A 23923-nucleotide genomic window follows, 5' to 3' on the forward strand; every position below is an offset into this window, starting at 1 on the left:
TCAGAACTGGTAGGAGGCGCTCAGGCCGGCCATCCACTGCCGCCCCGGTGCGGCCTCGTAGTAGCGGCCGTTGCTCTCGTTGACGATGACCGAGCCCACGTACTGCTTGTCCGCCAGGTTGTCGATGCGCGCGAAGACATCGAGCTTCCAGGGCCCCCATTGCCGGGTGTAGCCGGCGCTCAGGCCCAGCACGCCATAGCCCGGGGCCTCGACGCTGTTGCTGTCGTTGGCGGCGATGGCGCCGACGTGGCGCCAGTCCGCGCCCACGCGCCAGTCGGCGTGGGGGCGCCAGTCGAGCCCGAGCGCGGCCTGGGTGCGGGCCGTGCCGGCGATGCGCTTGCCCGCGGCGATGCAGCCGCCCTTGCTGTCGCAAAAGCCGTCGCGCAACGTGGCGTCGAGCACGGTGAGCGCCGCGTTCAGCTGCCACTGGCGCGCCAGCTGCAGGTTCGCGCCCAGCTCCAGGCCCTGGCGCCGCGTGCGCCCGGCGTTGCGGTAGGTGGCGCGCCCGCCGGTGTTGTCGGCGGCGACGATCTCGTTGTCCGTATCGGTATGGAACAGCGCCGCCGACCACTGGCCGCGCAGCAGCTCGCCCGCCAGGCGCTGGCGCAGGCCCAGCTCCAGGCTGGTGGAGGTGGCTGCCTGCAGGCCGAAGTTCAGGCCCGGCAGGCCACCGGGGCGGTAGGACAGCTCGTTGAACGTGGGCGTTTCCATGCCACCGCCGGCCGAGGCATAGACGTGGGTGCGTTCGTCCAGCGCGCGCTGCACCGACAGCATGGGCAGCCAGCGGCGAAAGCGCGTGTCGCCGCTGTCGTTGCCGTTGGTGGGGGTGATGTAGCGGTCGTCGGAGTCCACCTTCACGTGGCTCCAGCGTAGCCCGGCGTCGAGCTTCCACTGCGGCGCGAAGGCCCAGCTCGCCTGTAGGTAGGGGTCGGCGTTGCCGAGGGTGTTGCGTTCGTCGCGGCGCAGCGCGCCTTGCACGCCGAGCTGGCTGCCCAGGAAGTTGTTGTAGCCCTGGCGGTCTTCCTTGACCACGTTGGCGGACAGGCCCAGCACCAGGCTCAGGGGCTGGCTGAGCGCTTGGGTGTCGTGCGCCCAGCGCAGGTCCATGCCGCCGTAGTCGCGCGCCATGTCGATCACGCCACCGGCGCTGGTGGGCGGGGTTTGCGACGCCACCGGGGTGGACTGGTACTGGGTGATGCGGCGCTGCCCGGCATAGACCATGAGGCGCAGCGCATTGCGGCCGTCCACGCGCACGTCGTAGCCTAGCCCGGCCTGGGCCTGGCGCATGCTCTTGCGCATGTTGAAGTCCATCGGCCCCTTGGCGACGAAGCGCGGATCGGCGGCCCACTCGGCGGGCGTGGCGCCGCCGGGGTCCTGCGCGGTGACTTCCACGTGGTTGACCACCATCATCAGGTGGCTGTCCGGGCCGGAGTCGGTGTCCAGGCGGGCGTTGAACAGGTTTTTGTCGGCGGCGCTTTGCGGGCGGTAGCCATCGGTCAGGAAGCGGCTGGCGCTGACCACGTAGCCCACGCCCTGGCGCTCGCCCTGCGCCTTGAGTCCCAGGCGCTTCTGCCCGTTGCTGCCCATGGCGAAGCTGCTGTCGATGCGCGGGCTGCCCTCGCCGCGCGCGGTGTAGGCGTTGATGACGCCGCCCGAGGCGTTGCCGTACAGCGTGGAGTAGGGCCCACGCAGCACCTCGATGCGCTCGACCGATTGCAGGTCGATGTTGTTGGCCTGGCCCTGGCCATCGGGCATGGTGGAGGGGATGCCGTCCACCAGGATCTGCACGCCGCGTACGCCGAACATGGAGCGCGCGCCGTGGCCGCGAATCGACAGTTGCAGGTCCTGCGCGTAGTTCTGGCGGTTTTGCAGCAGCAGCCCAGGCGTGGTGGACAGCGCTTCCGAGAGGTTGACCTGCCACTGGCGGTCGCGCAGCCGGTCGCCATCGACCAGGGTGACCGAGGCCGGGGCGTAGTCCAGCGGCGATTGCACCAGGGTGCTGCGCACGGTGACATCGGGCAGGGCCGGAGCCTGCACCTGTGCCTGCGCCGCCTGGGCCAGGGCCAGCAGGCCGCCGCAGGCTGCGAACGACATCAGTGGGACGGCATGCATGGAGGCTCCTTGCACGAGAAAAAGGAAGTGGGCGTAGGGGAAGGCAGGGCGCGGCCAGGCCGCGCCCTGTGCAGGCATCCGGCCCGGCTGTGCGGGCCGAGCGGGGGCTTAGAAGAAGCCCAGCGCCTTGGGGCTGTAGCTCACCAGCAGGTTCTTGGTCTGCTGGTAGTTGGACAGCGCCGACTTGTGGTTCTCGCGCCCGATGCCCGACTTCTTGTAGCCACCGAAGGCCGCGTGCGCGGGGTACAGGTGGTAGCAGTTGGTCCACACGCGCCCGGCCTTGACGGCGCGGCCCATCTGGTAAGCCGTGGTGCCGTTGCGGCTCCACACGCCGGCGCCCAGGCCGTACTCGCTGTCGTTGGCGATGCGGATGGCGTCCTCCATGGTCTTGAAGGTGGTGACCGAGGCCACGGGGCCGAAGATTTCTTCCTGGAACACGCGCATGTCGTTCTGGCCGAACAGCAGCGTGGGCTTGATGAAGAAGCCGTCGTCGATGTCCCCGCCCTGGCGGTTGCGCTCGCCGCCCGTGAGGCACTGCGCGCCTTCCTGGCGGCCCACGTCGATGTAGCCCAGGATGCGTTCGAGCTGCGCCTGCGACACCTGCGCGCCGACCATGGTGGTCTTGTCCAGCGGGTGGCCCTGCTTCATCGACTGCACGCGCTTGACGGCGCGCTCGATGAAGCGGTCGTAGATCGATTCCTGGATCAGGATGCGCGACGGGCAGGTACAGACCTCGCCCTGGTTCAGCGCGAACATCGAGAACCCCTCCATCACCTTGTCGAGGAACTCGTCGTCCTGCTCCATCACGTCGGCGAAGAAGATGTTGGGGCTCTTGCCGCCCAGCTCCACCGTGGAGGGAATCAGGTTGTCGGCGGCGGCGTGCAGGATGCGCTGGCCCACGGCCGTGGAGCCGGTGAAGGCGATCTTCGTGATGCGCTTGCTCGTCGCCAGCGCCTCGCCCGCTTCCTTGCCGAAGCCGTTGACCACGTTGACCACGCCAGGCGGCAGCAGGTCGGCGATCAGCTCCATCAGCACCATGATCGAGGCGGGCGTCTGCTCGGCCGGCTTCATCACCACGCAGCAGCCGGCGGCCAGCGCGGGCGGCAGCTTCCACGAAGCCATGAGCAGCGGGAAGTTCCACGGAATGATCTGCCCGACCACGCCGATGGGCTCGTGGAAGTGGTAGGCCACGGTGCTGGCGTCGATCTCGGAGATGCCGCCTTCCTGCGCGCGGATGCAGCCCGCGAAGTAGCGGAAGTGGTCGATGGCCAGCGGAATGTCGGCCGCCATGGTCTCGCGCAGCGGCTTGCCGTTGTCGATGGTCTCGGCAATCGCCAGCAGCTCCAGGTTCTGCTCCATGCGGTCGGCGATCTTCAGCAGGATGTTGGCGCGCTCCGTCACCGAGGTGTGGGCCCACTTGTCCTGCGCGGCATGGGCGGCGTCCAGGGCCAGGTTCACGTCGTTGGCGTCGGACTGGGCCACCTTGCAGAACGCCTTGCCGGTGATCGGCGAGACGTTGTCGAAATAGCGCCCCGCCAGCGGCGCGACCCACTTGCCGCCGATGAAGTTGTCGTACTGCTGCTTGTAGGGGTAGGCGATGTCGAGGTTGAAGCGCTTGAGTTCAAACATGTCCATGGAAGTCTCCTTGAGGGTGGTGCCGGGGCCGGGGGGCTGGCTGGGCAAGGAGTAATCAAGCTTCGTGCCAGCCCTGGCGCACAGGGGGCAGGCGCTGAAAAGGGCGCGGCACGGGGTGCGATGTTGCAGGCCATGGCACCGGGTGTTCCAGATTGGGTCACTGGTGTGCAGGCTTGTGACACTGCGGCTGCTGGTGGCATGGTTGCTCTCTTTTTGAGAGCTTCTTGCGCTTTTTGGGCGGGCGCTGGAGGCTGTTTTTCCTCCTATTTCCGTGCCCGCATGCGTCTCACGCTCACCCCTGCATCGCCGCGCCGATCAGCGGCCACAGCGCCTGGTGCGACGGGCGGAACCAGTGGATGTGCCCGATGGCGCGCAGCCCGTGGTCTGCGGGGCGCACGGCCAGGCTGCTGCGCGGGGCGGCGGGCCAGGTGCGCAGCAGGTCCTGCACCGTGGCCGGGGTGACGATGTCGTCGTCCGTGGCGTAAAGCACGGTGACCGGGGTGCGCACCTGGGCGTGGAAGTCCTGCGCCGGCTGGCCGCGCACGGCGTTGGTGGCGTAGCCGCCCGCGGCGCACCACTGGCCCCACTGGCGCGCCACGGCGGCGGGCAGGTTCTCGCCCAGGCCGATGCGCGAGGTGGGCGCGTAGCCCAGCCAGCGCGAGGCCAGCGGCATCAGCACGCGCAGGCCCAGCCGGGCCTTGAGCGCGAAAGCCAGGCGCATGCCGCCGAACCAGCCGCTGGAGGCCGCCACGCCCACCAGGCGCGCCACCTGCGCGTGGTTGGGCAGCAGGCCCAGCATCTGCCCGCCCGCGCTGTGGCCCACCAGGATGGCCTGCGCGGCCTGGCAGCGCGCCAGCAGCCACTGCAGCGCCGCCACCTGGTCGCGCTGGCCCCAGTCCACGAGCCGTGCATCGCACCGCGCCAGCGGCCCGTGCAGCGACTGGCCGATGCCCCGGTAGTCGAACACCAGCACGGCGTAGCCCTGCTGCGCCAGCCAGCCGGCGAAGTGCCAGTAGAACTGCTGGCGTACGCCCGTGGCCGGTGACAGGAGCACCGGCAGCGGCTGTGTGGCCACCTCTGGGGCTGCGCGAAAAAAGTGGCCGCGCAGGCGTACGCCGTCGGCGCAGGCAATGTCCACCGGCTCAGGCCCGGGCTGCGCGGTGGCGGGGGTGTCAGTCATGGGAGTCTCCAAGGGTTTGCACATGCTCCAGCCAGCGCGCCACGGTGTGCAGCTCGGCGTCGGTGAAGCCCGCAGTCAGGCGCTGGTTGATGCTTTGCGTGGCAGTGCGCAGGGCGGGCAGTTGCGCCTGGCCGGCGGGCAGAAGCCATAGCTGCAGCGTGCGGGCGTCGTGCGGGCTGGGGCGGCGCGCCACCCAGTCCAGTGCCTCCATGCGCTGCACTAGGCCTGAGGCGGCAGAGGGCGCCAGGTCCAGCGCCTCGGCCAACTGGCCCATCGTGATGCCGTCGCTGCGCGCGAGCACGAACAGCACGCCGGCCTGCGCCGGTGTGGGCGGGCGTGTGCCCGACAGCGCGGCGCGCTCCTGCTGCGCGGCGATCCATTGCTGTAGGCGGCGCTGGGCGCTGCCCAGCAGGTACACGAGACGGGGTGGGTGGGCCATGGCACGGGTTATTTATTTCGCGTGCGAAATAATAAGGCCAGGCGCCACGGTGGATGTCCCGGCTGGGACAGATGCTCCTGAAAGAAGAGCTGTCAGCGCTTTCTGTACAAGCGCTGGAGCCCGATTTCCCTATGAATCCTGTGCGTCCGCCAGCCCGGCGCGCAGCGCGGTCTTGAGCACCTTGCCGTAGCTGTTCTTGGGCAGCGCGGCCACCCAGTGGTAGTGGCGCGGGCGCTTGAAGCGGGCCATCTGCGCCAGGCACCAGGCGTCGAGGGCGGCGCTGTCGGGCGCCGCGCCCGCGCGGGCGACGACGAAGGCCACGGGCACCTCGCCCCACTCGGCGTCGGGCTGGCCGATCACGGCCACCTCGGAGACGGCGGGGTGCGCCAGCAGCACCTCTTCCACCTCGCGCGGGTAGATGTTGGAGCCGCCGGAGATGACCAGGTCCTTGGAGCGGTCCTTGAGCGTGAGAAAGCCGTCCGCGTCCAGGCTGCCCGTGTCGCCCGTGTGCAGCCAGCCGCCCTGCAGCGCCTGCGCGCTGGCCTCGGGGTTGTTCCAGTAGCCGGGCATCACGGTCTCGCCGCGCACCACCACTTCGCCGACTTCGCCCACGGGCAGCGGCGCGCCGGCGGCGTCCACCACGCGCACCTCCACCAGCGACTGGGCCACGCCCACCGAGGCGATGCGCTGCAGCCAGCGCGGGTGCGCCCGGTCCAGCAGGTGTTCGCGCGCCAGGGCGGTGATGGTCATGGGGCTCTCGCCCTGGCCGTAGATCTGCACCAGGCAGGGCCCGAGCGTGGCCAGTGCGCGCTGCAGGTCGTCCACGTACATCGGGCCGCCGCCGTAGATGATGGTCTTGAAGCCCGAGACCGCCGGTGCGCCGTCCGGGCCGCCAGCGCTCTCCACGTGGTCTACCAGGCGCTTGACCATCGTGGGTGCGGCGAACAGCACCAGCCGCCCTACGCGCTGGGCCAGATCGAGCAGCTCCGCGGGCTCGAACCCACCCGAGGCCGGCACCACGTGCTGCGCACCGCGCAGGATGTGGGCGAAGTTGTACAGCCCGGCGCCGTGCGACATGGGTGCGGCGTAAACCATGGCGTCGCGCGCATCCACGTCGTCCACATCGGTGAAGTAGCAGGCCGTCATGGCCAGCAGGTTGCGGTGGGTCTGCATCACGCCCTTGGGCCGGCCCGTGGTGCCCGAGGTGTAAAAGAGCGAGGCCAGGTCGTCCGGTGCGCGCTCCTGCACCGGCAGGGGGGGCTGGTGCATGGCCTGTTCGTAGGCGGGTGCGCCCAGTACCAGCACCTGCGTGCCAGGGGGCGCTACCGGCGTGGCAGCGGGCGCGAGCTCGGGCGAAACCAGCAGCAGCGCCGCGCCGCTGTCGTGCAGCACGTACTCCAGCTCGCGCGCGTGCAGCTTGTAGTTCACCGGCACGGTGACGGCGCCCGCCCAGTACACGGCGTGCAGGGCCTCCAGGTATTCGCGCACGTTGGCAGCGTAGAGGGCCACGCGGTCCCCCGGGCCGATGCCCTGCTGGCGCAGGTGCGCGGCCAGCGCGGCGACGCGTGCGCCGAGTTGGCCGTAGGTGAACCAGGGCTGGGCACCCACCCGCAGCGCCGGGCGGTCAGGGTACAGGGAGGCGCTGCGCTGCAGCAGGCGGGCAATGTTCATGAGTGTTGTCTCCGGGAACGTGTTGTACGAATCTTCTTGGGGGGCATCAGGCCGCGGCATGTGCATCTTGCAGGCATTGCACAAAGGCCTGCGCCGCGCGGCTCGGCGCGGGCGAGCGCCGCACCAGGCTGACGAAGCGGCAGTGGTAGTGCAGCTGCTGTGGGTTCACGGCCTGCATGCGGCCCTGGCTCTCAAAGGCCTCGGCGTAGTGGTCTGGCAGAAAGCCCAGAAAGCGCCCCGACAGTACCAGCGTGGCGATGGATTCCTGGTCAAAGCCGGTGGCGCTGCGCGTGAGCTGCGCCTGGTGGCTCAGCTCCATGTTGGGCGAGTGGTAGCCCAGGCCCGCGAACGGGTAGGCGCGCAGCGCGTCCCAGTCGAGGGCCGCGTGCGCCTGCGGCGGCTGGCCGAACAGCGGGTGGCCCACGCCGCAGTACAGCAGCATGGTTTCGCCGAACAGGTCGCTATAGACCAGGCTTTGCGAGCTGCGGTGCGCGGGGATGATGCCCACCTGGTAGCTGCCGTCGATCACGCCGCGCTCGATGGCGTTGATCGACCCCACATGCAACTGCAGCTGCACATGCGGCGCCTGGGCCGTGAAGGCGGCGATGGCGTCGCCGATGCGTGCGGCGGGGTTGCTCGCCGTCTTGTCGAACACCGCGATGGCGAGCGCGCCGCCCATGCGCGTGTGGATGTCGTCGATGCTGCCCAGGAAGCCGCGCACCGAGGCCAGCAGCCGCAGCGTTTCCTCGTACACGCGCTGCCCCTCGGGCGTGAGCGCGAAGCCCGTGCGGCCGCGGCGGCACAGCGTGAGGCCCAAGCGCGTTTCCAAGTCCTTGACGTGGCGGCTCACGGTGCTGGTGCCGATGTTCAGCTCCAGCTCGGCCGCGGCCATGCCGCCGCACTCGACCACGGCTTTGAACACCTGCAGCAGGCGCAGGTCCATGTCGCTGAGCTGGCCCAGCACGGCGCGCTGGCGGGGGGCGGTTTTTACTTGCATAAACTGGCAAGTGAACGTGGATATTTGTTGCTTCAACGAATTATGGCGGGCGCCAACAATGCGTGCATTCCCTTTCTGGAGACCGCCATGTCTTTTGCCGTGATCGACGAAACCACCACCGCCCCGCGCATGGACGCCGCCTGGCTGGACGCGCACTGGATGCCGTTCACCGCCAACCGCAACTTCAAGGCCAAGCCGCGCATGATCGTGGGCGGCCAGGGCGCCTACTACACCGACGCCGAAGGCCGCAAGATTTTTGATGGCCTGTCGGGCCTGTGGTGCTCGGGCCTGGGCCATGGCCGCACCGAGGTGGCCCAGGCCATCGGCCGCGCCGCCGCCACGCTGGACTACGCGCCGGCCTTCCAGTTCGGCCACCCCGCGTCGTTCGCGCTGGCCAACAAGATCAAGGAGCTGACGCCCGCCGGGCTGGACTATGTGTTCTTCACAGGCTCGGGCTCCGAGTCGGCCGACACCTCGCTCAAGATGGCGCGCGCCTACTGGCGTGCCAAGGGCCAGGGCACCAAGACGCGCCTGATCGGCCGCGAGAAGGGCTACCACGGCGTGAACTACGGCGGCATCTCGGTCGGCGGTATCGTGGGCAACCGCAAGCTGTTCGGGCAGGGCGTGGAGGCGGACCACATTCCCCACACCCAGCCGCCGGCCGGCACCTTCCAAAAGGGCATGGCCGAGGACGGCGGCCGCGCGTTGGCCGACAAGCTGCTCGACGTGATCGCCCTGCACGATGCGAGCAACATCGCTGCGGTGATCGTGGAGCCCTTCTCGGGCTCGGCCGGCGTAGTGATCCCGCCGAAGGGCTACCTGCAGCGCATCCGCGAAATCTGCACGCAGAACAACATCCTGCTGATTTTTGACGAGGTCATCACCGGCTTTGGCCGCTGCGGTGCCTGGACCGGGGCCGAGGCCTTTGGCGTGACGCCCGACATCCTGAACTTCGCCAAGCAGGTGACCAACGGCGCGCAGCCGCTGGGCGGCGTGATCGCCACCAAAGAGATCTACGACACCTTCATGGCGCAGGGCGGCCCCGAGTACATGCTGGAGTTCCCGCACGGCTACACCTACTCGGCCCACCCCGTGGCCTGTGCGGCGGGCAACGCGGTGCTCGACATCCTGCAGAAGGAAGACATGCTTGGACGCGTGAAGGCGCTGGCGCCCTACTTCGAGAACGCCGTGCACGGCCTGAAAGGGGCTAAGCATGTGGCCGACATCCGCAACTACGGCCTGGCCGCGGGCATCACCATCAGCGCCCTGCCCGGCGAGCCCGCCAAGCGCCCTTACGAGATCGCCATGAAGTGCTGGGAGAAGGGCTTCTACGTGCGCTACGGTGGCGACACCATCCAGCTCGCGCCGCCCTTTATTAGCACGGAAGCGGAGATCGACCGTTTGGTCAGCGCCCTGGGCGACGCACTGGCTGAAACCGCTTGATTCATCAATTTTGATAGCTGCTAGCGCTTGTTGGATAAGCGCTAGAGGCCCATTTGACCCCTAAACCATGCAGAACGATAACAACGTGACCCAGACCATCGGCCATCTGATCGACGGCCAGCTCGTCGCCGACACCGAACGCACGCAGCCCGTGTTCAACCCCGCCACCGGCCAATCGACCACCCGCGTGGCGCTGGCCAGCCAGGCCACGGTGGAGGCCGCCATCGCCTCCGCTGAGGCAGCCTTCCCCGCCTGGCGTAACACACCGCCCTTGAAGCGCGCCCGCGTGATGAGCAAGCTCAAAGTGCTGCTCGAAGAGAACGCCGACAAGATCGCCGCCCTGATCACCGCCGAGCACGGCAAGGTGCTGGCCGACGCGCACGGCGAGCTGCAGCGCGGCATCGAGAACGTGGAATACGCCAGCTACGCGCCCGAGCTGCTCAAGGGCGAGCACAGCCGCAACGTGGGCCCCAGCATCGACTCGTGGTCTGAATTCCAGGCGCTGGGCGTCACCGCAGGCATCACGCCGTTCAACTTCCCGGCCATGGTGCCGCTATGGATGTGGCCCATGGCCGTGGCCTGTGGCAACACCTTCGTGCTCAAGCCCTCCGAGCGCGACCCCACCAGCGCGCTGTTCATTGCCCAGCTGGCGCTGGAAGCCGGCCTGCCGCCCGGCGTGCTCAACGTGGTCAACGGCGACAAGCTGGCCGTGGACACGCTGCTGCAAGACCCCCGCGTCAAGGCCGTGAGCTTTGTCGGCTCCACGCCGATTGCCGAATACATCTACGCCGAGGGTTGCAAGCACGGCAAGCGCGTGCAGGCCCTGGGCGGTGCAAAGAACCACGCCGTGCTGATGCCCGACGCCGATGTGGACAACGCCGTCAGCGCGCTGATGGGCGCGGCCTACGGCTCGTGCGGCGAGCGCTGCATGGCCATCCCGCTGCTGGTGGCCGTGGGCGACGCAGTGGGTGACGCCGTGATCGCGGGCCTGAAGACCGAGATCGCCAAGATGAAGGTCGGCCCCGGCACGGACAACAGCAACGACATGGGCCCGCTGGTGACCAAGCCGCACTTCGAGAAGGTGAAGGCCTATGTGGACAGCGGCGTGGCCGAGGGTGCCTCGCTGGTGGTCGATGGCCGGGGCGTGCAGGTGGCCGGCCATGAGGAAGGCTACTTCCTGGGCGCCTGCCTGTTCGACCACGTCAAGCCCGGCATGAAGATTTACCAGGAAGAAATCTTCGGCCCCGTGCTCGGCGTGGTGCGCGTGAAGACGCTGCAGGAAGCCATGCAGCTCATCAACGACCATGAATACGGCAACGGCACCTGCATCTTCACGCGCGACGGCGAGGCTGCCCGCTACTTCACCGACCATATCCAGGTGGGCATGGTGGGCGTGAACGTGCCCTTGCCCGTGCCGGTGGCCTACCACTCGTTCGGCGGCTGGAAGCGCAGCCTGTTTGGCGACCTGCACGCCTATGGCCCGGATGCCGTGCGCTTTTACACCAAGCGCAAGACCATCACCCAGCGCTGGCCGAGCGCGGGTGTGCGCGAAGGCGCGGTGTTCAGCTTCCCCAGCAGCCGCTGAGCCGACCTTCCTCCGTCTTCCCCCATGCCGCCCCGGTTGTTCGCCGTGGGCGGCTTTGTCCGTGGGGGGGCGTGCGGCGGCATGAGGGCGCGAAAAGATGCCTGCGAGGGCGCCAGTTTGGCCGCAAGCGTGCGATGCACCCTGTTACAGTCGTTCGCACAAAACCCGTCTGCAGATGAAATCGCCCCCCGAGTCCACCCGCCGAGAGAGTGTGCATTGGACGGTGCGCATGAATCGGCGCAACCGCAGTGCGTCCTACGTACTGCTCTTCGTGGCCCTGGGATCGCACCTGCTGACCATCGGCGCACCGGCCTGGGGGTGGGTGGCCCTGGCGCTGAACTATCTGGTCTATCCGCACCTGGCCTATTGGCGCGCGCGCCGCGCGGACGACCAGCGGCGCGCGGAAATGCACAACATGGACGCCGATATCGTCCTGGCGGGTATGTGGGTGAGTGCACTAGGCTTCCCGCTGTGGATCACCTTCATTCTGTGCGCTTCGGGCTGCATCAACATGGTGGTTTTTCACGGTGGGCGCGGCGGGGTGCGGTTCCTCCTGAACATAGGGGTGGGGATTGCGCTGGTCGCGTTGGCGGTGCCGCTGCACTGGCACCCCGAGACCGATTTGCGCACCACGGCGCTGTGCATGGCGGCGCTGGGGCTGTACCTCTTCGCATTTGCGCGCGACGGCTATGAGCGGGCCATCGCCCAGCATGCGGTGCACGCGCAGCTGCGCGGGCAGTTCGATGAAATCCGCTCCCTGCAGGCGCAGCTGCGCGAACAGGCGCTGCGCGACCCTTTGACCGGCCTGTTTAACCGGCGCCACCTGGATACAGTCCTCGCCCCGATGCTGGAGCGCTGCGCCAGCCAGGGCGCGTCGCTGTCTCTTCTGATGATCGATATCGACCATTTCAAGCGGGTCAACGACACCCATGGCCACGCCGCGGGCGATGCGGTGCTGCAGGCGCTGGCACAACTGCTGTTGCGTCACGTGCGGCCCCAGGACGTGGCGTGCCGCCTCGGCGGCGAGGAGTTCATGCTGGTGCTCGACAACACCCCGGTGGCTGTGGCGGCGCAGCGCGCGCAGGTGCTGCGCCAGGCGTTTGAGGCGCTGCGGGTGCGCACCGTCGAGTGCGAGTTGGCCGCCACCCTGTCGTGCGGCGTGGCAGCGTGTCCCGACAGCAGCCAGGAGCCCCGGGCGCTTGTTGTCTGCGCCGACCAGGCGCTTTACGCGGCCAAGAAGCAGGGGCGCAACCGTGTCGTGGTGCACGCGCCGCAGGCGCGGGGCTTCTGAACTTCGGGCGCTGGGCGCATGGGCATGGGCGGGGGGTATTGACTACCTGCCCATCACAAGTGTTTCACTCGCCAGCGCGGGGGAAGGTGAGCGGCCTAAAATCGGCTCCCCCTTGGGGCCCTATCGGGCTCCTGTACCCCGCCGGCGGAGTCCAGGCCTACATGCTCCGTCCGCCGGCCCTGCCTTCGCTGGAGAAGCAAGATGTCCGAGAACACGGCCCCGACCCCCACTGACAAACGCGCACTGCTGCGCCGTGCGGCGCTGGAATACCACGAGTTTCCCAAGCCCGGCAAGGTGGCCATCGCCGCCACCAAGCAGATGGTGAACCAGCACGATCTGGCGCTGGCCTACTCGCCCGGCGTGGCAGCACCCTGTGAAGAAATCGTCAAGGATCCGGCGGCGGCCTTCAAGTACACCAGCCGGGGCAACCTCGTCGGCGTGGTCACCAACGGCACGGCGGTGCTCGGTTTGGGTGACATCGGCCCGCTGGCGGGCAAGCCGGTGATGGAAGGCAAGGCTGTGCTGTTCAAGAAGTTCTCGGGCATCGACGTGTTCGACATCGAGATCAACGAGAAGGACCCGGACAAGCTGGTCGAGATCATCGCCGCGCTGGAGCCCACTTTCGGCGGCATCAATCTGGAGGACATCAAGGCGCCGGACTGCTTCTACGTCGAGCGCAAGCTGCGCGAGCGCATGAACATTCCGGTCTTCCACGACGACCAGCATGGCACGGCCATCGTCGTGGGGGCCGCCATCCTCAATGGCCTCAAAGTGGCCGGCAAGGACATGCGCCAGGTCAAACTCGTGGCGTCCGGTGCAGGGGCGGCTGCGCTCGCGTGTCTGGGGCTGTTGGTCAAGCTTGGCATGCCGCGCGAGAACATCTGGGTGACCGACATTGCGGGCGTGGTTTACGAGGGCCGCACCGAGCTGATGGACGACGACAAGTCGTTCTTCGCGCAGAAGACCAGCCAACGCACGCTGTCCGAGGTGATCGCGGATGCCGACGTGTTCCTCGGCTTGTCGGCCGGCGGTGTGCTCAAGCAGGACATGGTCCGCGCCATGGCGCCGCGCCCGCTGATCTTCGCGCTGGCCAACCCCAACCCCGAGATTGCGCCCGAGGACGTGAAGGCCGTGCGCGACGACGCCATCATCGCCACGGGCCGCACCGATTACCCGAACCAGGTCAACAACGTCCTGTGCTTCCCCTACATCTTCCGTGGCGCGCTGGACTGTGGTGCCACCACCATCACCACCGAGATGGAAATTGCCGCCGTGCACGCCATCGCCGAGCTGGCACAGGCCGAGCAGAGCGAGGTGGTAGCGGCGGCCTATGTGGGTGAGCAGCTCTCGTTTGGCCCCGAGTACCTGATTCCCAAGCCGTTCGATCCGCGCCTGATGATGAAGATCGCCCCTGCCGTGGCCCAGGCTGCGGAGGACAGCGGCGTGGCGCTGCGCCCCATTGCCGACATGGACGCCTACCGAGACCACTTGCAGACCTTTGTCTACGCGTCCGGCACCACCATGAAGCCCATCTTCATGATGGCCAAGAAGGCGCAGCGCAAGCGCGTGGCCTATGCCGAGGGTGAGGAGGAGCGCGTGCTGCGCGCGGCGCAGATCGTGGTGGACGAGAAGATCGCACGCCCCACGCTGATTGGCCGCCCGGCCGTCATTGCGCAGCGCTGCGAAAAATTCGGCCTGCGCTTGCAGGAAGGCCGCGACTACGACGTGGTGAACGTGGAGAACGACCACCGCTACCGCGATTTCTGGCAGACCTACCATCGCATGACCGAGCGCAAGGGCGTGACGGTGTCCATCGCCAAGATCGAGCTGCGCCGACGCCTGACCTTGATTGGCACCATGCTGTTGCACAAGGGCGAGGTCGATGGCCTGATCGTCGGCACCTGGGGCCACACGGCGCACCACCTGCAGTACATCGACCAGGTGATCGGCCGACGCGCCGGCGTGCAGACCTATGCCTGCATGAACGGGCTGATGCTGCCTGAGCGCCAGGTGTTCGTCGTGGACACCCACGTCAACTACGATCCCAGCGCCGAGCAACTGGCCGAGATCACCATCATGGCCGCCGAGGAGATGATGCGCTTCGGCTTCAAGCCCAAGGCGGCGCTGCTGTCGCACTCCAACTTTGGCAGCAGCAACCAGCCCAGCGCGGTGAAGATGCGCCAGACGCTGGAGTTGCTGCGCGTGCAGGCACCCTGGCTTGAAGTTGATGGCGAGATGCATGGCGACGTGGCGCTCGATGGCAAGGCGCGCGCCACGCTCATGCCGCACAGCACCCTCGCAGGTGATGCCAACCTGCTGGTCATGCCCAACATCGATGCGGCCAACATCTCCTACAACCTGCTCAAGACCGCCGCCGGCGGCAATATCGCCATCGGCCCGGTGCTGCTGGGGGCGGCCCAGCCGGTGCACATCCTTACGGCCAGCACCACGGTGCGGCGCATCGTCAACATGACGGCGCTCACGGTGGCGGACGCCAATGCCGCGCGCTGAGAGCGCGTGAACAGGTTGGCGAGAGCGTGCGCTAACTTTAGAGGCAATTCCTTAGCAAGTTGTCTGCCTGTTTTTTGGGCAGGCGCTTGCTTTTTGGGGGGCTTTGGGCGACACTAGTAGGCTTAAATTTCGGGTTAACCCGTAATTTGCCGAAAGGTGTAGTCGATGCTGAAGGCTGTAGCCATCCAGGCGTTGCGAGCCGGTCTTGCATGCGTTGTGGGTGCAGCTTGCGTACTCGCCCCGGCGCCCGCAGCGGCGCGTGGCCCATTGCCCCACGAGGGTTCCCCCACCATCACGTTGGCCGAGTTGCCGCCCCAGGGGCGCACCACCTACGCGCGGATCCGCGCGGGTGGCCCGTTCCCCTATGAAAAGGACGGCACGGTGTTCGGCAACCGCGAACGCCTGCTGCCCGCACATCCACGGGGCTACTGGCGTGAGTACACGGTCAAGACGCCCGGCGTGCGCAGCCGCGGTGCCCGGCGCATCGTGTGCGGCGGTGCGCCGCGCACACCCGACGCGTGCTACTACACCAGCGACCACTACGCCAGTTTCCGGGAAATTGTGCAATGACGCTGGACGCGCGGCAGCTTCACCGGCATGCTGGCGCCTGCGCTGGCGCAGCCCACGTTTTGGCGGAGCGCGCACCCGTGCCTCGCAACTTGGCTCCCTTGGGGGGCTTCTTCGATAAAGAAAGAGCAGCGGAGATGGAAACGCCACTTCGTCACCACCAGGACAATCCCATGCGCGGCGTGCGCGCCAACATCGTGCAGTCCATCCGCGCCTACCGCGTGGCCGACTTGCTTGCCGCCGCGCAGAGCCTGGGCCACCATTTCCTGTATGCCAACCTGGCGCATGCCCAGACCAAGCAGGATGTGCTGGAGCTGATCGCCACGCAGTTCACCTTTCCGGCCCATTTCGGCAAGAATTTCGATGCGCTGTACGACTGCATGACCGACCCGCTGCACAAGGCGGGCCCGCAGCCGGGCTTCATCGTGGTGCTTGACCAGATTCCGACCACCGTCAAGTTCGACAAGGAAGCGCGCGAGCAGCTGCTAGACATCTTCCGCGATGCCGCCGACTACTGGGCCGACCGCAAGATCGCGTTCCGCTGTTTCTATTCTTTTCTGTAGCCCGTTCTGCATCTGCTGGCCAAGCAGAACGGGCGACCGAGGCCCCCGCCGTGGACATCGCCCTGCCGGGCGCTGCGCAGATGGTGTCGGCGGACACGCTGGTCGACGTTTCTCCCTTGGCGTTGTGTATGAGCAGCCCGTTCAACGCCGGTTACTGGCGCAATGCCGCCTGAACGGGATTCCTGGTCAAAATAACCTCCAGCCCTTGCTGGGTAAGCGCTAGCAGCTCTTTTTTCAGGAGCACTGCTGGGCCAGCGCCACGTATTCGGCCACTGGCACCTCTTCGGCGCGGCGCTGGGTGTCGAACTGGCCGGTGAACTGCCGTGCTTCGAGCCAGCGGCCCAGCGTGTGGCGCAGCAGCTTGCGCCGCTGGCTGAACGCGGTCTGCACCAACTCCTCCAGCACCGCCTGTGACAACGGCGCGGGTTGGGCGTGCGGCACCATGCGCACCACGGCACTGTCCACGCGCGGCGGCGGGTCGAAGCTCTCCGGTGGCACGAACAGCACGTTCTCCATGGCGTAGCGCCACTGCAGCATGACCGACAGGCGCCCGTAGTCGCCGGTGGCGGGGGCGGCCACCATGCGGTCGATGACCTCTTTTTGCAGCATGAAATGCTGGTCCTGGATCCAGTCCACGTAGCCCAGCAGATGGAACAGGATCGGGGTTGAGATGTTGTAGGGCAGGTTGCCCACGACCCGGATTTTCGGAGCGCCCAGCGCTTGCGCAATCTGCGCAAAGTCCGCCTTCAACACATCCGATTCGATCACCTGGAGCTGGCCGTGTTGGCGCAGCCGGGCGGCCAGGTCGCGGTCCAGTTCCACCACCGTGAGCCGTCCCAGGCGTTCGACCAGGGGCTGTGTCAGGGCGGCCAATCCGGGGCCGATCTCGACCATCGGCTCGCCGGCCACCGGGGCGATGGCGCGCACGATGGCGTCGATGATGCCGTCGTCGCAAAGGAAATGCTGGCCAAAGCGCTTGCGCGGAATGTGCTTCATAGTGCCGTGGGGATGGAGCTCACTGCGGCGGCTCGCGGTATTCGACGTAGGCGCGCGCGCGCTGCTCCTGTGCCCAGGTGGTGTAGGCGTCTTCCAGCTTCTTCTCGCGAACGGCATCGCGCGCCAGTTCGCGTTGTTCGCGCGGGGTGAGTGGCACCTCACGGCGCTCCACCAGCTGGATCAGGTGCACGCCAAAGCGCGAGACCACCGGCGGGCTGACCTCGCCGGGCTGCAGCGTCTGCACGGCCTGCTCGAACTCTGGCACGTAGCGGCCCGGCGCAGCCCAGCCCAGGTCGCCGCCCTGCGCGGCGCTGCCGTCCTGCGAGTGCTCGCGTGCCAGGGCCTCGAAGCTGGCCTGGCCAGTCAGGATGCGCCGCCGGTAGTCGGCCAGGCGCGCGGCCGCCGTGGCCTCGTTCAACTGCGCATTGGTGCGCAACAGGATGTGGCGCACGTGGTTTTGCGTGACCATGGCCTGCATCCCGGCGCTGGTGCGCTCCAGCACCTTCAGCACGTGAAAGCCGGCCGCGGAGCGCACGGGGCCGGCCACGCCGCCCACCGGCAGCTTGCGTGCCGCGTCGATGAACAGTTCGGGGTAGCGGTCCGCCGGGCGCAGGCCGAGTTGGCCGCCTTGCTTGCCCTCCGGTGCGTCGGAGTACTCGCGTGCCAGCGCGGCGAAGTCGCTGGCGCTCACGCGGGCCTTTTCCGCCGCAGCTTGCGCGCGCGCTTGGGCTGCATCGACCACGGCAGCGCTGGCGTTCTCCGGCACGCTGACCAGGATGTGGCCAAGGTTGATGGCGAAGGGCGCGTTGGCACCGCTGCTGCCCTGCTGCTCGCGCAGGTACTGCTCCACTTCGACCTCGCTCACGCGCACGCGCGATTCCAGCTCGCGTTCGCGCAGGCGCTGCACCAGTAGCTGGTTGCGCAGCTCCTGGCGGAAGCGTTTCGGGTCCAGGCCTTCGGCGGCCAGGCGGCGGTGCATGTCTTCGACCGAAATTTCGTTCTGCCGCGCCACGTTCTGCTCAGCCTGGTCCACGGCGTAGTCATCCACGCGCACGCCACTTTCCACGGCCTGCTGCTGCAGGATCTTTTCCAGGATCAGCCGCTCCAGCACCTCGCGCGCCAGCACGTCCTGGGGCGGTACGGCCATGCCCTGGCCAGAGAGCGTCTTTTCCACGCGCGCCACGCGTGCCTTGACCTCGTTGTTGGTCAGGGGCTCGGAGTTGACGATGGCGACGATGTAGTCCGCCTGGCGAATGCCGGGCACGGCCGCAGCCGCTTCGGCGGCCGCAGCGGCGGCGGGCGAGACCTTGGTGCTGCCCTGGTCCCGGGCCAGCGACGGGCCGGCGCCGCCGGGCAGGCGCAGTTTCTGCGCTTGGGCAGCGGGGTGGGCCAGGAAGCCCAGGCAGGCAAGGCCCAGGGCGAGGGCTCGATGGTTCAACAAGGTGCGCATCGGATGAATCGGGCTAGTCGTATTGGCTAAAACGGCTGGGTGGGCTGACTTGCTCACGCAGGTACTGGTAGCGCGGGATATTCTGCTTCAGGCTGGACAGGGGGTTGGAGCCCAGGCTCAGGCGGGTGAACCCGACGAATTCAAGCTGCAGCAGCAGGCGCGTGCTGGTCTGGGTCTGCCCGCTCTGCAGGCGCTCCAGCACCACGCGGCCGATCCAGCAGCAGCTGTCGTACTCGAAGCCGACCACGGCATCGACCAGGCGGCGTTCCATGGTGCTGTAGTTCAGGCGTCCGACGCTGTACCAGCGCCCGCCACCCTGGCCCCGGCCGGGGCCCAGGTCACGGCCCTTGTCGCCCCACAGGTCATTGATGGGCCATTGCCAGCCGACGTCGATCTGCTCGCTCATGTCGCGCTGGAAGCGGTAGGCTGCGCTGACCGTACGGTAGGCACCCGGGCTGTAGCGCCCGCCCACGGTAGAGCGGATTGAGCGGTGGTCCTTGGGGTTGTACTGCACCGTCGCTTCGGTGGCCCACTGGGGCGTCCAGTTGACGGCGGCGCCCAGCAGCAGATCGGACAGGCGCTCGTCCAGCGGCGCCACGCCCGGCAGCGTCACGCGCTGGTCAGAGAAGCGCACGCGCTGCGCCACGCCCAGGCGCAGCACTTCAGCACCGGTTGTGGGGTTCAGCAGGCGCGAGGTCAGGCCAAGCGTGAGCAGGTTGTTGTCTGCCAGGCGGTCGTTGCCGGTGAAAGCGTTCTCTGTGAAAACGGTGGCGAAGTTGAAGTCGTTCGCCGCGGTGTCGTACACCGGCAGCAGGCGCTGGTCGCGGTACGGCGTGTAGGTATAGAAGGCGCGCGGCTCCAGCGTCTGCGTGAAGGCGCGGCCCAGATACTCGGCCTCGCGCTCGAATACCAGGCCGCTGTCCAGGCTGAAGGTGGGCAGTACGCGGCTGGCCGTGCGCGCGCCGTTGGTCAGGGCACCGTCGAACTCGTAGTGCGTCGCGTGCACCTGCACGCGCGGGGTGACGAAGCCCCAGGGCGCGAGGAACGGGCGGCTGAGCTGCGCCATGGTGTAGCTGCGCTGCGCGTTGGGCTGGCCGGTGAGCAGGCGGTCGGCGTGAAAGCGTGTGGTGTCCACCTCGACGCTGGCGTCGAAGCTGCTCCCGAGGCTGGAGGGTGCGTAGCGCCAGGTGAGCTGGGGCAGGCGATCGTAGGGCGGGACGATGGGCGCCGTCACGTCCTGTAGCGTTTGCCAGCGCAGCGTGCGCGCCACCATGGATATGTCGCCCTGGCTCCAGTTCAGCGAAGCGTCGTTGGGCAGCAGGCGCTGGATGAGCTGCGACCGCCCGGTGCCCTGCAAGGCCATGCGCGGGAAGTCGCGCCAGTAGTCGTCGTCGCTGACGCGGTTGAGGTTCAGCCCCAGGCCCAGCCCGCCCAGGGGGCTGTTGATAAGCCCTGAGTGCCTAACCGTGTAGGACCAGCGGTTGCGGCTGGCCAGCTTGTCGTTGGGCAGGTAGCTGGCACCAATCTCGCCCTGGTACGACGGCTCCAGGTAGCGGAACTCGGCACCCAGGTTCAGCCCGCGGCGCGCCATGACCATGGGGGTGATGGTGGCGTCGCGGTTGGGCGCGATGTTCCAGTAGTAGGGCAGGGCTACCGTGGGGCCGTTGACGCTGTCCACCGGAATGAGCGTGGGCGGCAGCAGGCCGGACTTGCGCTTGTCCGACAGGGGGAAGCTCAGGCGCGGGATGGCGGGCGAAGACAGCCCCTTGAATTCCAGTCGCGCGTTTTCTGCCACACCCACTTGTTCTTCGGTGTCGAGGTGGATGCGCTCAGCGCGCACCATCCAGTCGGGCTGCCAGCTTTCCGTTTCGTCGCGCTGGCAGGTGGTGTAGGTGGCTTGGTGCACCACGGAGCGGGCAGCGTCGATGAAATCGGCGCGCGTTGATTCGCCATGTCCCTCGGTGGCGAGGAAACGGTAGCGTGCGTCGCTGAAAAAGCCCTCGAACGCCTCCACCCGCAGGTTCAGCTCAGAGCCTTCATAGATGTTGCCCGCGCGGTTCATGCGCACGTGGCCGCGCGCCTGCGCCAGGTCATCGGACACGGTGTATTCCAGGCGGTCGGCCCGGATCACCGTGTCGCCACGGCGCAGCTCGGCGTTGCCTTCGACCACGGCGTTCACGTCGGCCTGGCCCTCGATGCGGTCACCGCGCACGAACACCGGCAACTGGTTGCGCACCTCGGGGGCGATCTTCTCTTGCAACAGGGGGCTGGCGCGCAGTGGGCGCGCGGGCGTCTCCTCCTGGGCCCAGGCGGTGGGCGCCAGCGACCAGGCCAGCAGCGCCACAGCCAGCGCGCTGTGCGTCAAACGGGGGCGGCAATGCAGCTCGGCGGTGGGCTCGCGGGAAGGCACGTTGGTGGGCGGGGAAAGCACGTCGACAAAGGAGACCGCCCCCAAGAGCAAGGCGGGCGGGGCGGTTTGTAGAATCGGATTATCCATGAGCGCCCCTCTTTCCTCCCCGTCCACCGCACCATCCTCTTCCCTTTGGCCCGATGCGGCGCGCCAGACCGCCTTCAGCGCCTGGATCGCCCCGCTGGTGGCCGTCCACGGCCTGCGTCCCGAAACCTTGCGCCCCGCATCCGCGGACGCGAGTTTCCGCCGCTACCTGCGCCTGGACACCGCCAGCGGTGCCAGCCTGGTGGTGATGGATGCGCCCCCTGACAAAGAGAATTGCCGCCCCTTCGTCCAGGTGCAGGCGCTGATGCAGCAGGCGGGCCTGCGGGTACCCGAGATCCTGGCCTGGGACGAGGCGCACGGTTTCATGCTCCTGTCCGACTTGGGCGTGCAAACGGTGATCGAGGTCCTGAACCCTGAGAAACCCCAGGCCGCGCTGGACTGGTACCGGCTGGCGGTGGATGCGCTGCTGGACTGGCAGCAGGCGTCGCGCCCCGGCGTGCTGCCGCCCTATGACGAGGCGCTGCTGCGCCGCGAGCTGCAGCTTTTTCCGGATTGGTACGTGGCCCGGCACCGTGGCGTGGCGCTCGATGCTGCGCAGCAGGCCACGCTGGCCCAGGCCTTTGACCGCATCGTCGCCAACAGCCTGGCCGCGCCCAGCGTGTTCGTGCACCGCGACTTCATGATGCGCAACCTCATGGTGCCGTCCACCGGGGCGCGGCTCGGCGTGCTGGACTTCCAGGACGCGGTGTACGGCCCCATCACCTACGACATCGCCAGCCTGCTGCGCGATGCCTTCATCAGTTGGGACGAGGACTTTGTCATTGACGTCACCGTGCGCTACTGGGAGAAGGCGCGCCGCGCGGGCCTGCTCGGCGCGCGCAGCGCCTCGGGCTGGGGCGATGACTTTGGCGAGTTCTACCGCGCCGTCGAATGGATGGGCCTGCAGCGCCACCTGAAGGTGGCCGGCATCTTCGCGCGGCTGACACTGCGCGACGGCAAGCCCAAGTACCTGGCGGACGCACCGCGCTTCATCGCCTACATCCGTGCCACGGCCACGCGCTACCGCGAACTGGCGCCTTTGCTGCGCCTGGTCGATCAGATCGAGGGCACCAGCGCGCCTGTGGGCTACGCGTTTGGGCGGATGTGACGATTTTGCATAAAAATAGCCTCCAGCCCATACTGGGCAAGCGCTAGCAGCTCACTATTCAATAGCAAACCAAGAGCAAACAGTTCAGCATGCCCCGCTTTTACAGCCCCATACCGCTGGTTTGCGGCGCCGAAATCGACCTGCCCGAAGGCGCCGTGCGCCATGTGCAAGTGCTGCGCCTGCAGCCAGGCGATGCCATCACACTGTTTGATGGCGGAGCGCAGGGCCAGGGCGGGGAGTTTGAAGCCATCGTGCTGCACATGGGCCGCAACAGCGTGCGCGTGCGCATCGACGCCCACTTGGCGCTAGAGCGCGAGGCCGCCCGCGCCGTGCATCTGCTGGCCGGCATCACGGCGGGCGAGCGCATGGACTGGCTGGTCGAGAAAGCCACCGAACTCGGCGTGGCCAGCATCACGCCGGTGGCGGCCGAGCGCAGCGTGCTGCGCCTCAAGGGCGAGCGCGCCGACAAGAAGCGCGCCCATTGGCAAGCTGTGGCCGTGGCGGCCTGCGAGCAGTGCGGGCGCAACCGCGTGCCCACGGTGCATCCCATGGCCACGCTGGCCGAGGTACTGCCCACCCTGGCGCCAGCGGGCCCCGGCCAGCGCCTGCTGCTGTCCCTGCGCCCCGAAACCCGGGCGCTGCGCGAGGGGGCTGCGCCGCAGGGCGCGCTGTGGTTTCTCTCGGGGCCCGAAGGCGGGCTCAGCGCTGCCGAAGAGGCGATGGCGCTGGGCCAGGGCTTTGCCCCGGTGACGCTGGGGCCGCGAGTGCTGCGCGCCGAGACGGCGCCGCTGGCGGCCCTGGCCGCCTTGCTGATTTGAGTAAAAGCCCTCTGTAGCCCTTGCTGGGTAAGCGCTTCCAGCTCTTTAATTCATAGCGAACGCAAGGGGGCTTGGCAACAGGCAGAATGGCCGGCCATGCGATTTTTTAAAGACCTGAGCCTTTCGGCCTTCACCGCCGGCTTCGTCGCCGTGCTGGTGGGCTTCACCAGTTCGGTGGCCATCGTGTTCCAGGCGGCGCAGGCTTTTGGCGCTACGCCGGCGCAAATCACCTCATGGATGTGGGCGCTGGGGCTGGGCATGGGGCTGTGCTCGCTCGTGCCCTCGCTGCTGCTGCGCCAGCCGGTCATGGTGGCCTGGTCCACGCCGGGCGCTGCCGTGTTGGCCACGGCCGGGGTGGCCGGCGGCTTTTCCATGGCCGAAGCCGTGGGTGCCTTCATGGTGTGTGCGCTGCTTATTACGCTGGCGGGCGCGACGGGCTGGTTCGAGCGGGTGATGAACCGCATTCCCATGGAAATTGCGTCTGCGCTGCTGGCGGGCGTGCTGGCGCGCTTTGGGCTGGAGGCCTTTGCCGCCGCGCAGACGGCGCTGCCGCTGGTACTGGTGATGCTGGCGGCCTACCTGCTGGCGCGCAAGCGGCTGCCGCGCTATGCGGTCGTCGTCACACTGGCGGCGGCGGTGCTTTTCGTTGCACTGCGCGGGGACATGCGCTGGTCGGCCGTGCAGTTGGAGCTGGCCATGCCGGTGTTCACCATGCCGCACTTCAGCCTCTCGGCGCTGGTGAGTCTGGCGCTGCCCCTGTTCGTGGTCACCATGGCATCGCAGAACCTGCCAGGCGTGGCGGTGATGCGTGCCACGGGCTACCAGTTACCCGTGTCGCGCCTTATCACCATGACCGGGCTGGCCACGCTGGTGTTGGCGCCCTTCGGTGCTTTTGCGCTGAATTTCAGTGCGATTACCGCGGCCATCTGCATGGGGCCGGAGGCGCATGAGGACCGCAGCAAGCGCTACACCGCAGCGGCGTCTTGCGGACTGATCTACGTGGTGATCGGGCTGTTTGGCGCGGTCATCACCGGGCTGCTCACCGCCTTTCCGCGCGAGCTGG

The 23923-nt window shown here is 67.9% G+C and carries 19 protein-coding genes (1 of these 19 running past the window's edge); 10 read left to right on the forward strand and 9 right to left on the reverse strand.

Features of this window, described 5'->3' with window-relative positions:
• From BN2503_RS03520 to BN2503_RS03545, 6 genes are all read right to left on the reverse strand, one after another.
• Positions 1-2112 carry a TonB-dependent receptor family protein gene (locus tag BN2503_RS03520; protein ID WP_139235309.1) on the reverse strand — a complete coding sequence of 704 codons (2112 nt, stop codon included), beginning with the start codon at positions 2110-2112 and terminating at the stop codon, positions 1-3.
• Positions 2113-2220: 108 nt separating this feature from the next.
• Positions 2221-3747 carry an acetaldehyde dehydrogenase ExaC gene (gene exaC / locus BN2503_RS03525; protein WP_054255250.1) on the reverse strand — a complete coding sequence of 509 codons (1527 nt, stop codon included), beginning with the start codon at positions 3745-3747 and terminating at the stop codon, positions 2221-2223.
• A gap of 292 nt (positions 3748-4039) precedes the next feature.
• The gene (locus BN2503_RS03530; protein WP_054255251.1) at positions 4040-4927 is read right to left on the reverse strand and encodes an alpha/beta hydrolase family protein; all 888 of its coding nucleotides are present in this window, start codon (positions 4925-4927) and stop codon (positions 4040-4042) included.
• On the reverse strand, positions 4920-5366 hold the full coding sequence (locus BN2503_RS03535) for a MarR family winged helix-turn-helix transcriptional regulator (protein ID WP_054255252.1): 447 nt from the start codon (positions 5364-5366) through the stop codon (positions 4920-4922). Before BN2503_RS03535 ends, BN2503_RS03530 begins: the two co-directional genes overlap by 8 nt.
• Positions 5367-5495: 129 nt before the next feature.
• Positions 5496-7037, reverse strand: coding sequence for an AMP-binding protein (locus BN2503_RS03540; protein WP_054255287.1), 1542 nt, complete (start codon positions 7035-7037; stop codon positions 5496-5498).
• A gap of 46 nt (positions 7038-7083) precedes the next feature.
• Entirely contained in the window at positions 7084-8034 is a 951-nt protein-coding gene (locus BN2503_RS03545) for a LysR family transcriptional regulator (protein ID WP_054255253.1), read from the reverse strand.
• Positions 8035-8121: 87 nt separating this feature from the next.
• Between BN2503_RS03545 and aptA the strand changes: the two genes are divergently transcribed.
• The 7 genes from aptA (at position 8122) to BN2503_RS21225 (ending at position 16167) form a co-directional block, all read left to right on the forward strand.
• The gene (aptA, locus tag BN2503_RS03550; protein ID WP_054255288.1) at positions 8122-9477 is read left to right on the forward strand and encodes an omega-aminotransferase AptA; all 1356 of its coding nucleotides are present in this window, start codon (positions 8122-8124) and stop codon (positions 9475-9477) included.
• Between the two features lie 67 nt (positions 9478-9544).
• Positions 9545-11062: a CoA-acylating methylmalonate-semialdehyde dehydrogenase gene (locus BN2503_RS03555; protein ID WP_054255254.1), complete on the forward strand. Its 1518-nt coding sequence runs from the start codon at positions 9545-9547 to the stop codon at positions 11060-11062.
• Positions 11063-11291: 229 nt separating this feature from the next.
• Entirely contained in the window at positions 11292-12353 is a 1062-nt protein-coding gene (locus BN2503_RS03560) for a sensor domain-containing diguanylate cyclase (protein WP_233494996.1), read from the forward strand.
• A gap of 201 nt (positions 12354-12554) precedes the next feature.
• A complete protein-coding gene (locus BN2503_RS03565; protein ID WP_054255256.1) occupies positions 12555-14864 on the forward strand; it encodes an NADP-dependent malic enzyme in 2310 nt (769 codons plus the stop codon).
• Between the two features lie 165 nt (positions 14865-15029).
• On the forward strand, positions 15030-15434 hold the full coding sequence (locus tag BN2503_RS03570) for a guanyl-specific ribonuclease (RefSeq protein WP_054255257.1): 405 nt from the start codon (positions 15030-15032) through the stop codon (positions 15432-15434).
• A 134-nt stretch (positions 15435-15568) separates the two neighbouring features.
• The gene (locus tag BN2503_RS03575) at positions 15569-15994 is read left to right on the forward strand and encodes a barstar family protein (protein ID WP_054255258.1); all 426 of its coding nucleotides are present in this window, start codon (positions 15569-15571) and stop codon (positions 15992-15994) included.
• Positions 15995-16044: 50 nt separating this feature from the next.
• The gene (locus BN2503_RS21225; protein ID WP_267887033.1) at positions 16045-16167 is read left to right on the forward strand and encodes a hypothetical protein; all 123 of its coding nucleotides are present in this window, start codon (positions 16045-16047) and stop codon (positions 16165-16167) included.
• Positions 16168-16228: 61 nt separating this feature from the next.
• Here BN2503_RS21225 and rsmA read toward each other — a convergent pair whose 3' ends face one another.
• The 3 genes from rsmA to BN2503_RS03590 are packed head-to-tail and all read right to left on the reverse strand — an operon-like array spanning position 16229 to position 20937.
• Positions 16229-16990, reverse strand: a complete 762-nt coding sequence (gene rsmA / locus BN2503_RS03580; RefSeq protein WP_054255259.1) for a 16S rRNA (adenine(1518)-N(6)/adenine(1519)-N(6))-dimethyltransferase RsmA — start codon at positions 16988-16990, stop codon at positions 16229-16231.
• 19 nt (positions 16991-17009) lie between these two features.
• Positions 17010-18440 (reverse strand): peptidylprolyl isomerase, encoded by a 1431-nt coding sequence (locus BN2503_RS03585; protein WP_054255260.1) that lies wholly within the window; start codon positions 18438-18440, stop codon positions 17010-17012.
• Positions 18441-18453: 13 nt separating this feature from the next.
• Complete coding sequence (locus tag BN2503_RS03590; RefSeq protein WP_082366485.1) at positions 18454-20937, reverse strand: LPS-assembly protein LptD; 2484 nt, start codon at positions 20935-20937, stop codon at positions 18454-18456.
• On the opposite strand from BN2503_RS03590, the gene BN2503_RS03595 reads away from it, so the two are divergent.
• From BN2503_RS03595 to BN2503_RS03605, 3 genes are all read left to right on the forward strand, one after another.
• The gene (locus tag BN2503_RS03595) at positions 20936-22042 is read left to right on the forward strand and encodes an aminoglycoside phosphotransferase family protein (protein WP_054255261.1); all 1107 of its coding nucleotides are present in this window, start codon (positions 20936-20938) and stop codon (positions 22040-22042) included. The two genes, BN2503_RS03590 and BN2503_RS03595, sit on opposite strands and share 2 nt — an antisense overlap.
• Before the next feature lie 89 nt (positions 22043-22131).
• Complete coding sequence (locus tag BN2503_RS03600) at positions 22132-22860, forward strand: 16S rRNA (uracil(1498)-N(3))-methyltransferase (protein ID WP_054255262.1); 729 nt, start codon at positions 22132-22134, stop codon at positions 22858-22860.
• Positions 22861-22956: 96 nt separating this feature from the next.
• A protein-coding gene (locus BN2503_RS03605; protein WP_054255263.1) for a benzoate/H(+) symporter BenE family transporter crosses the window boundary here: on the forward strand, positions 22957-23923 show its 5' portion. It continues 221 nt past the right edge of the window; the window shows 967 of its 1188 coding nt (coding positions 1-967); its start codon is at positions 22957-22959; its stop codon lies off the right edge, out of view.

The sequence above is a fragment of the Paenacidovorax caeni genome (genome assembly GCF_001298675.1).
GTDB lineage: Bacteria > Pseudomonadota > Gammaproteobacteria > Burkholderiales > Burkholderiaceae_C > Paenacidovorax > Paenacidovorax caeni.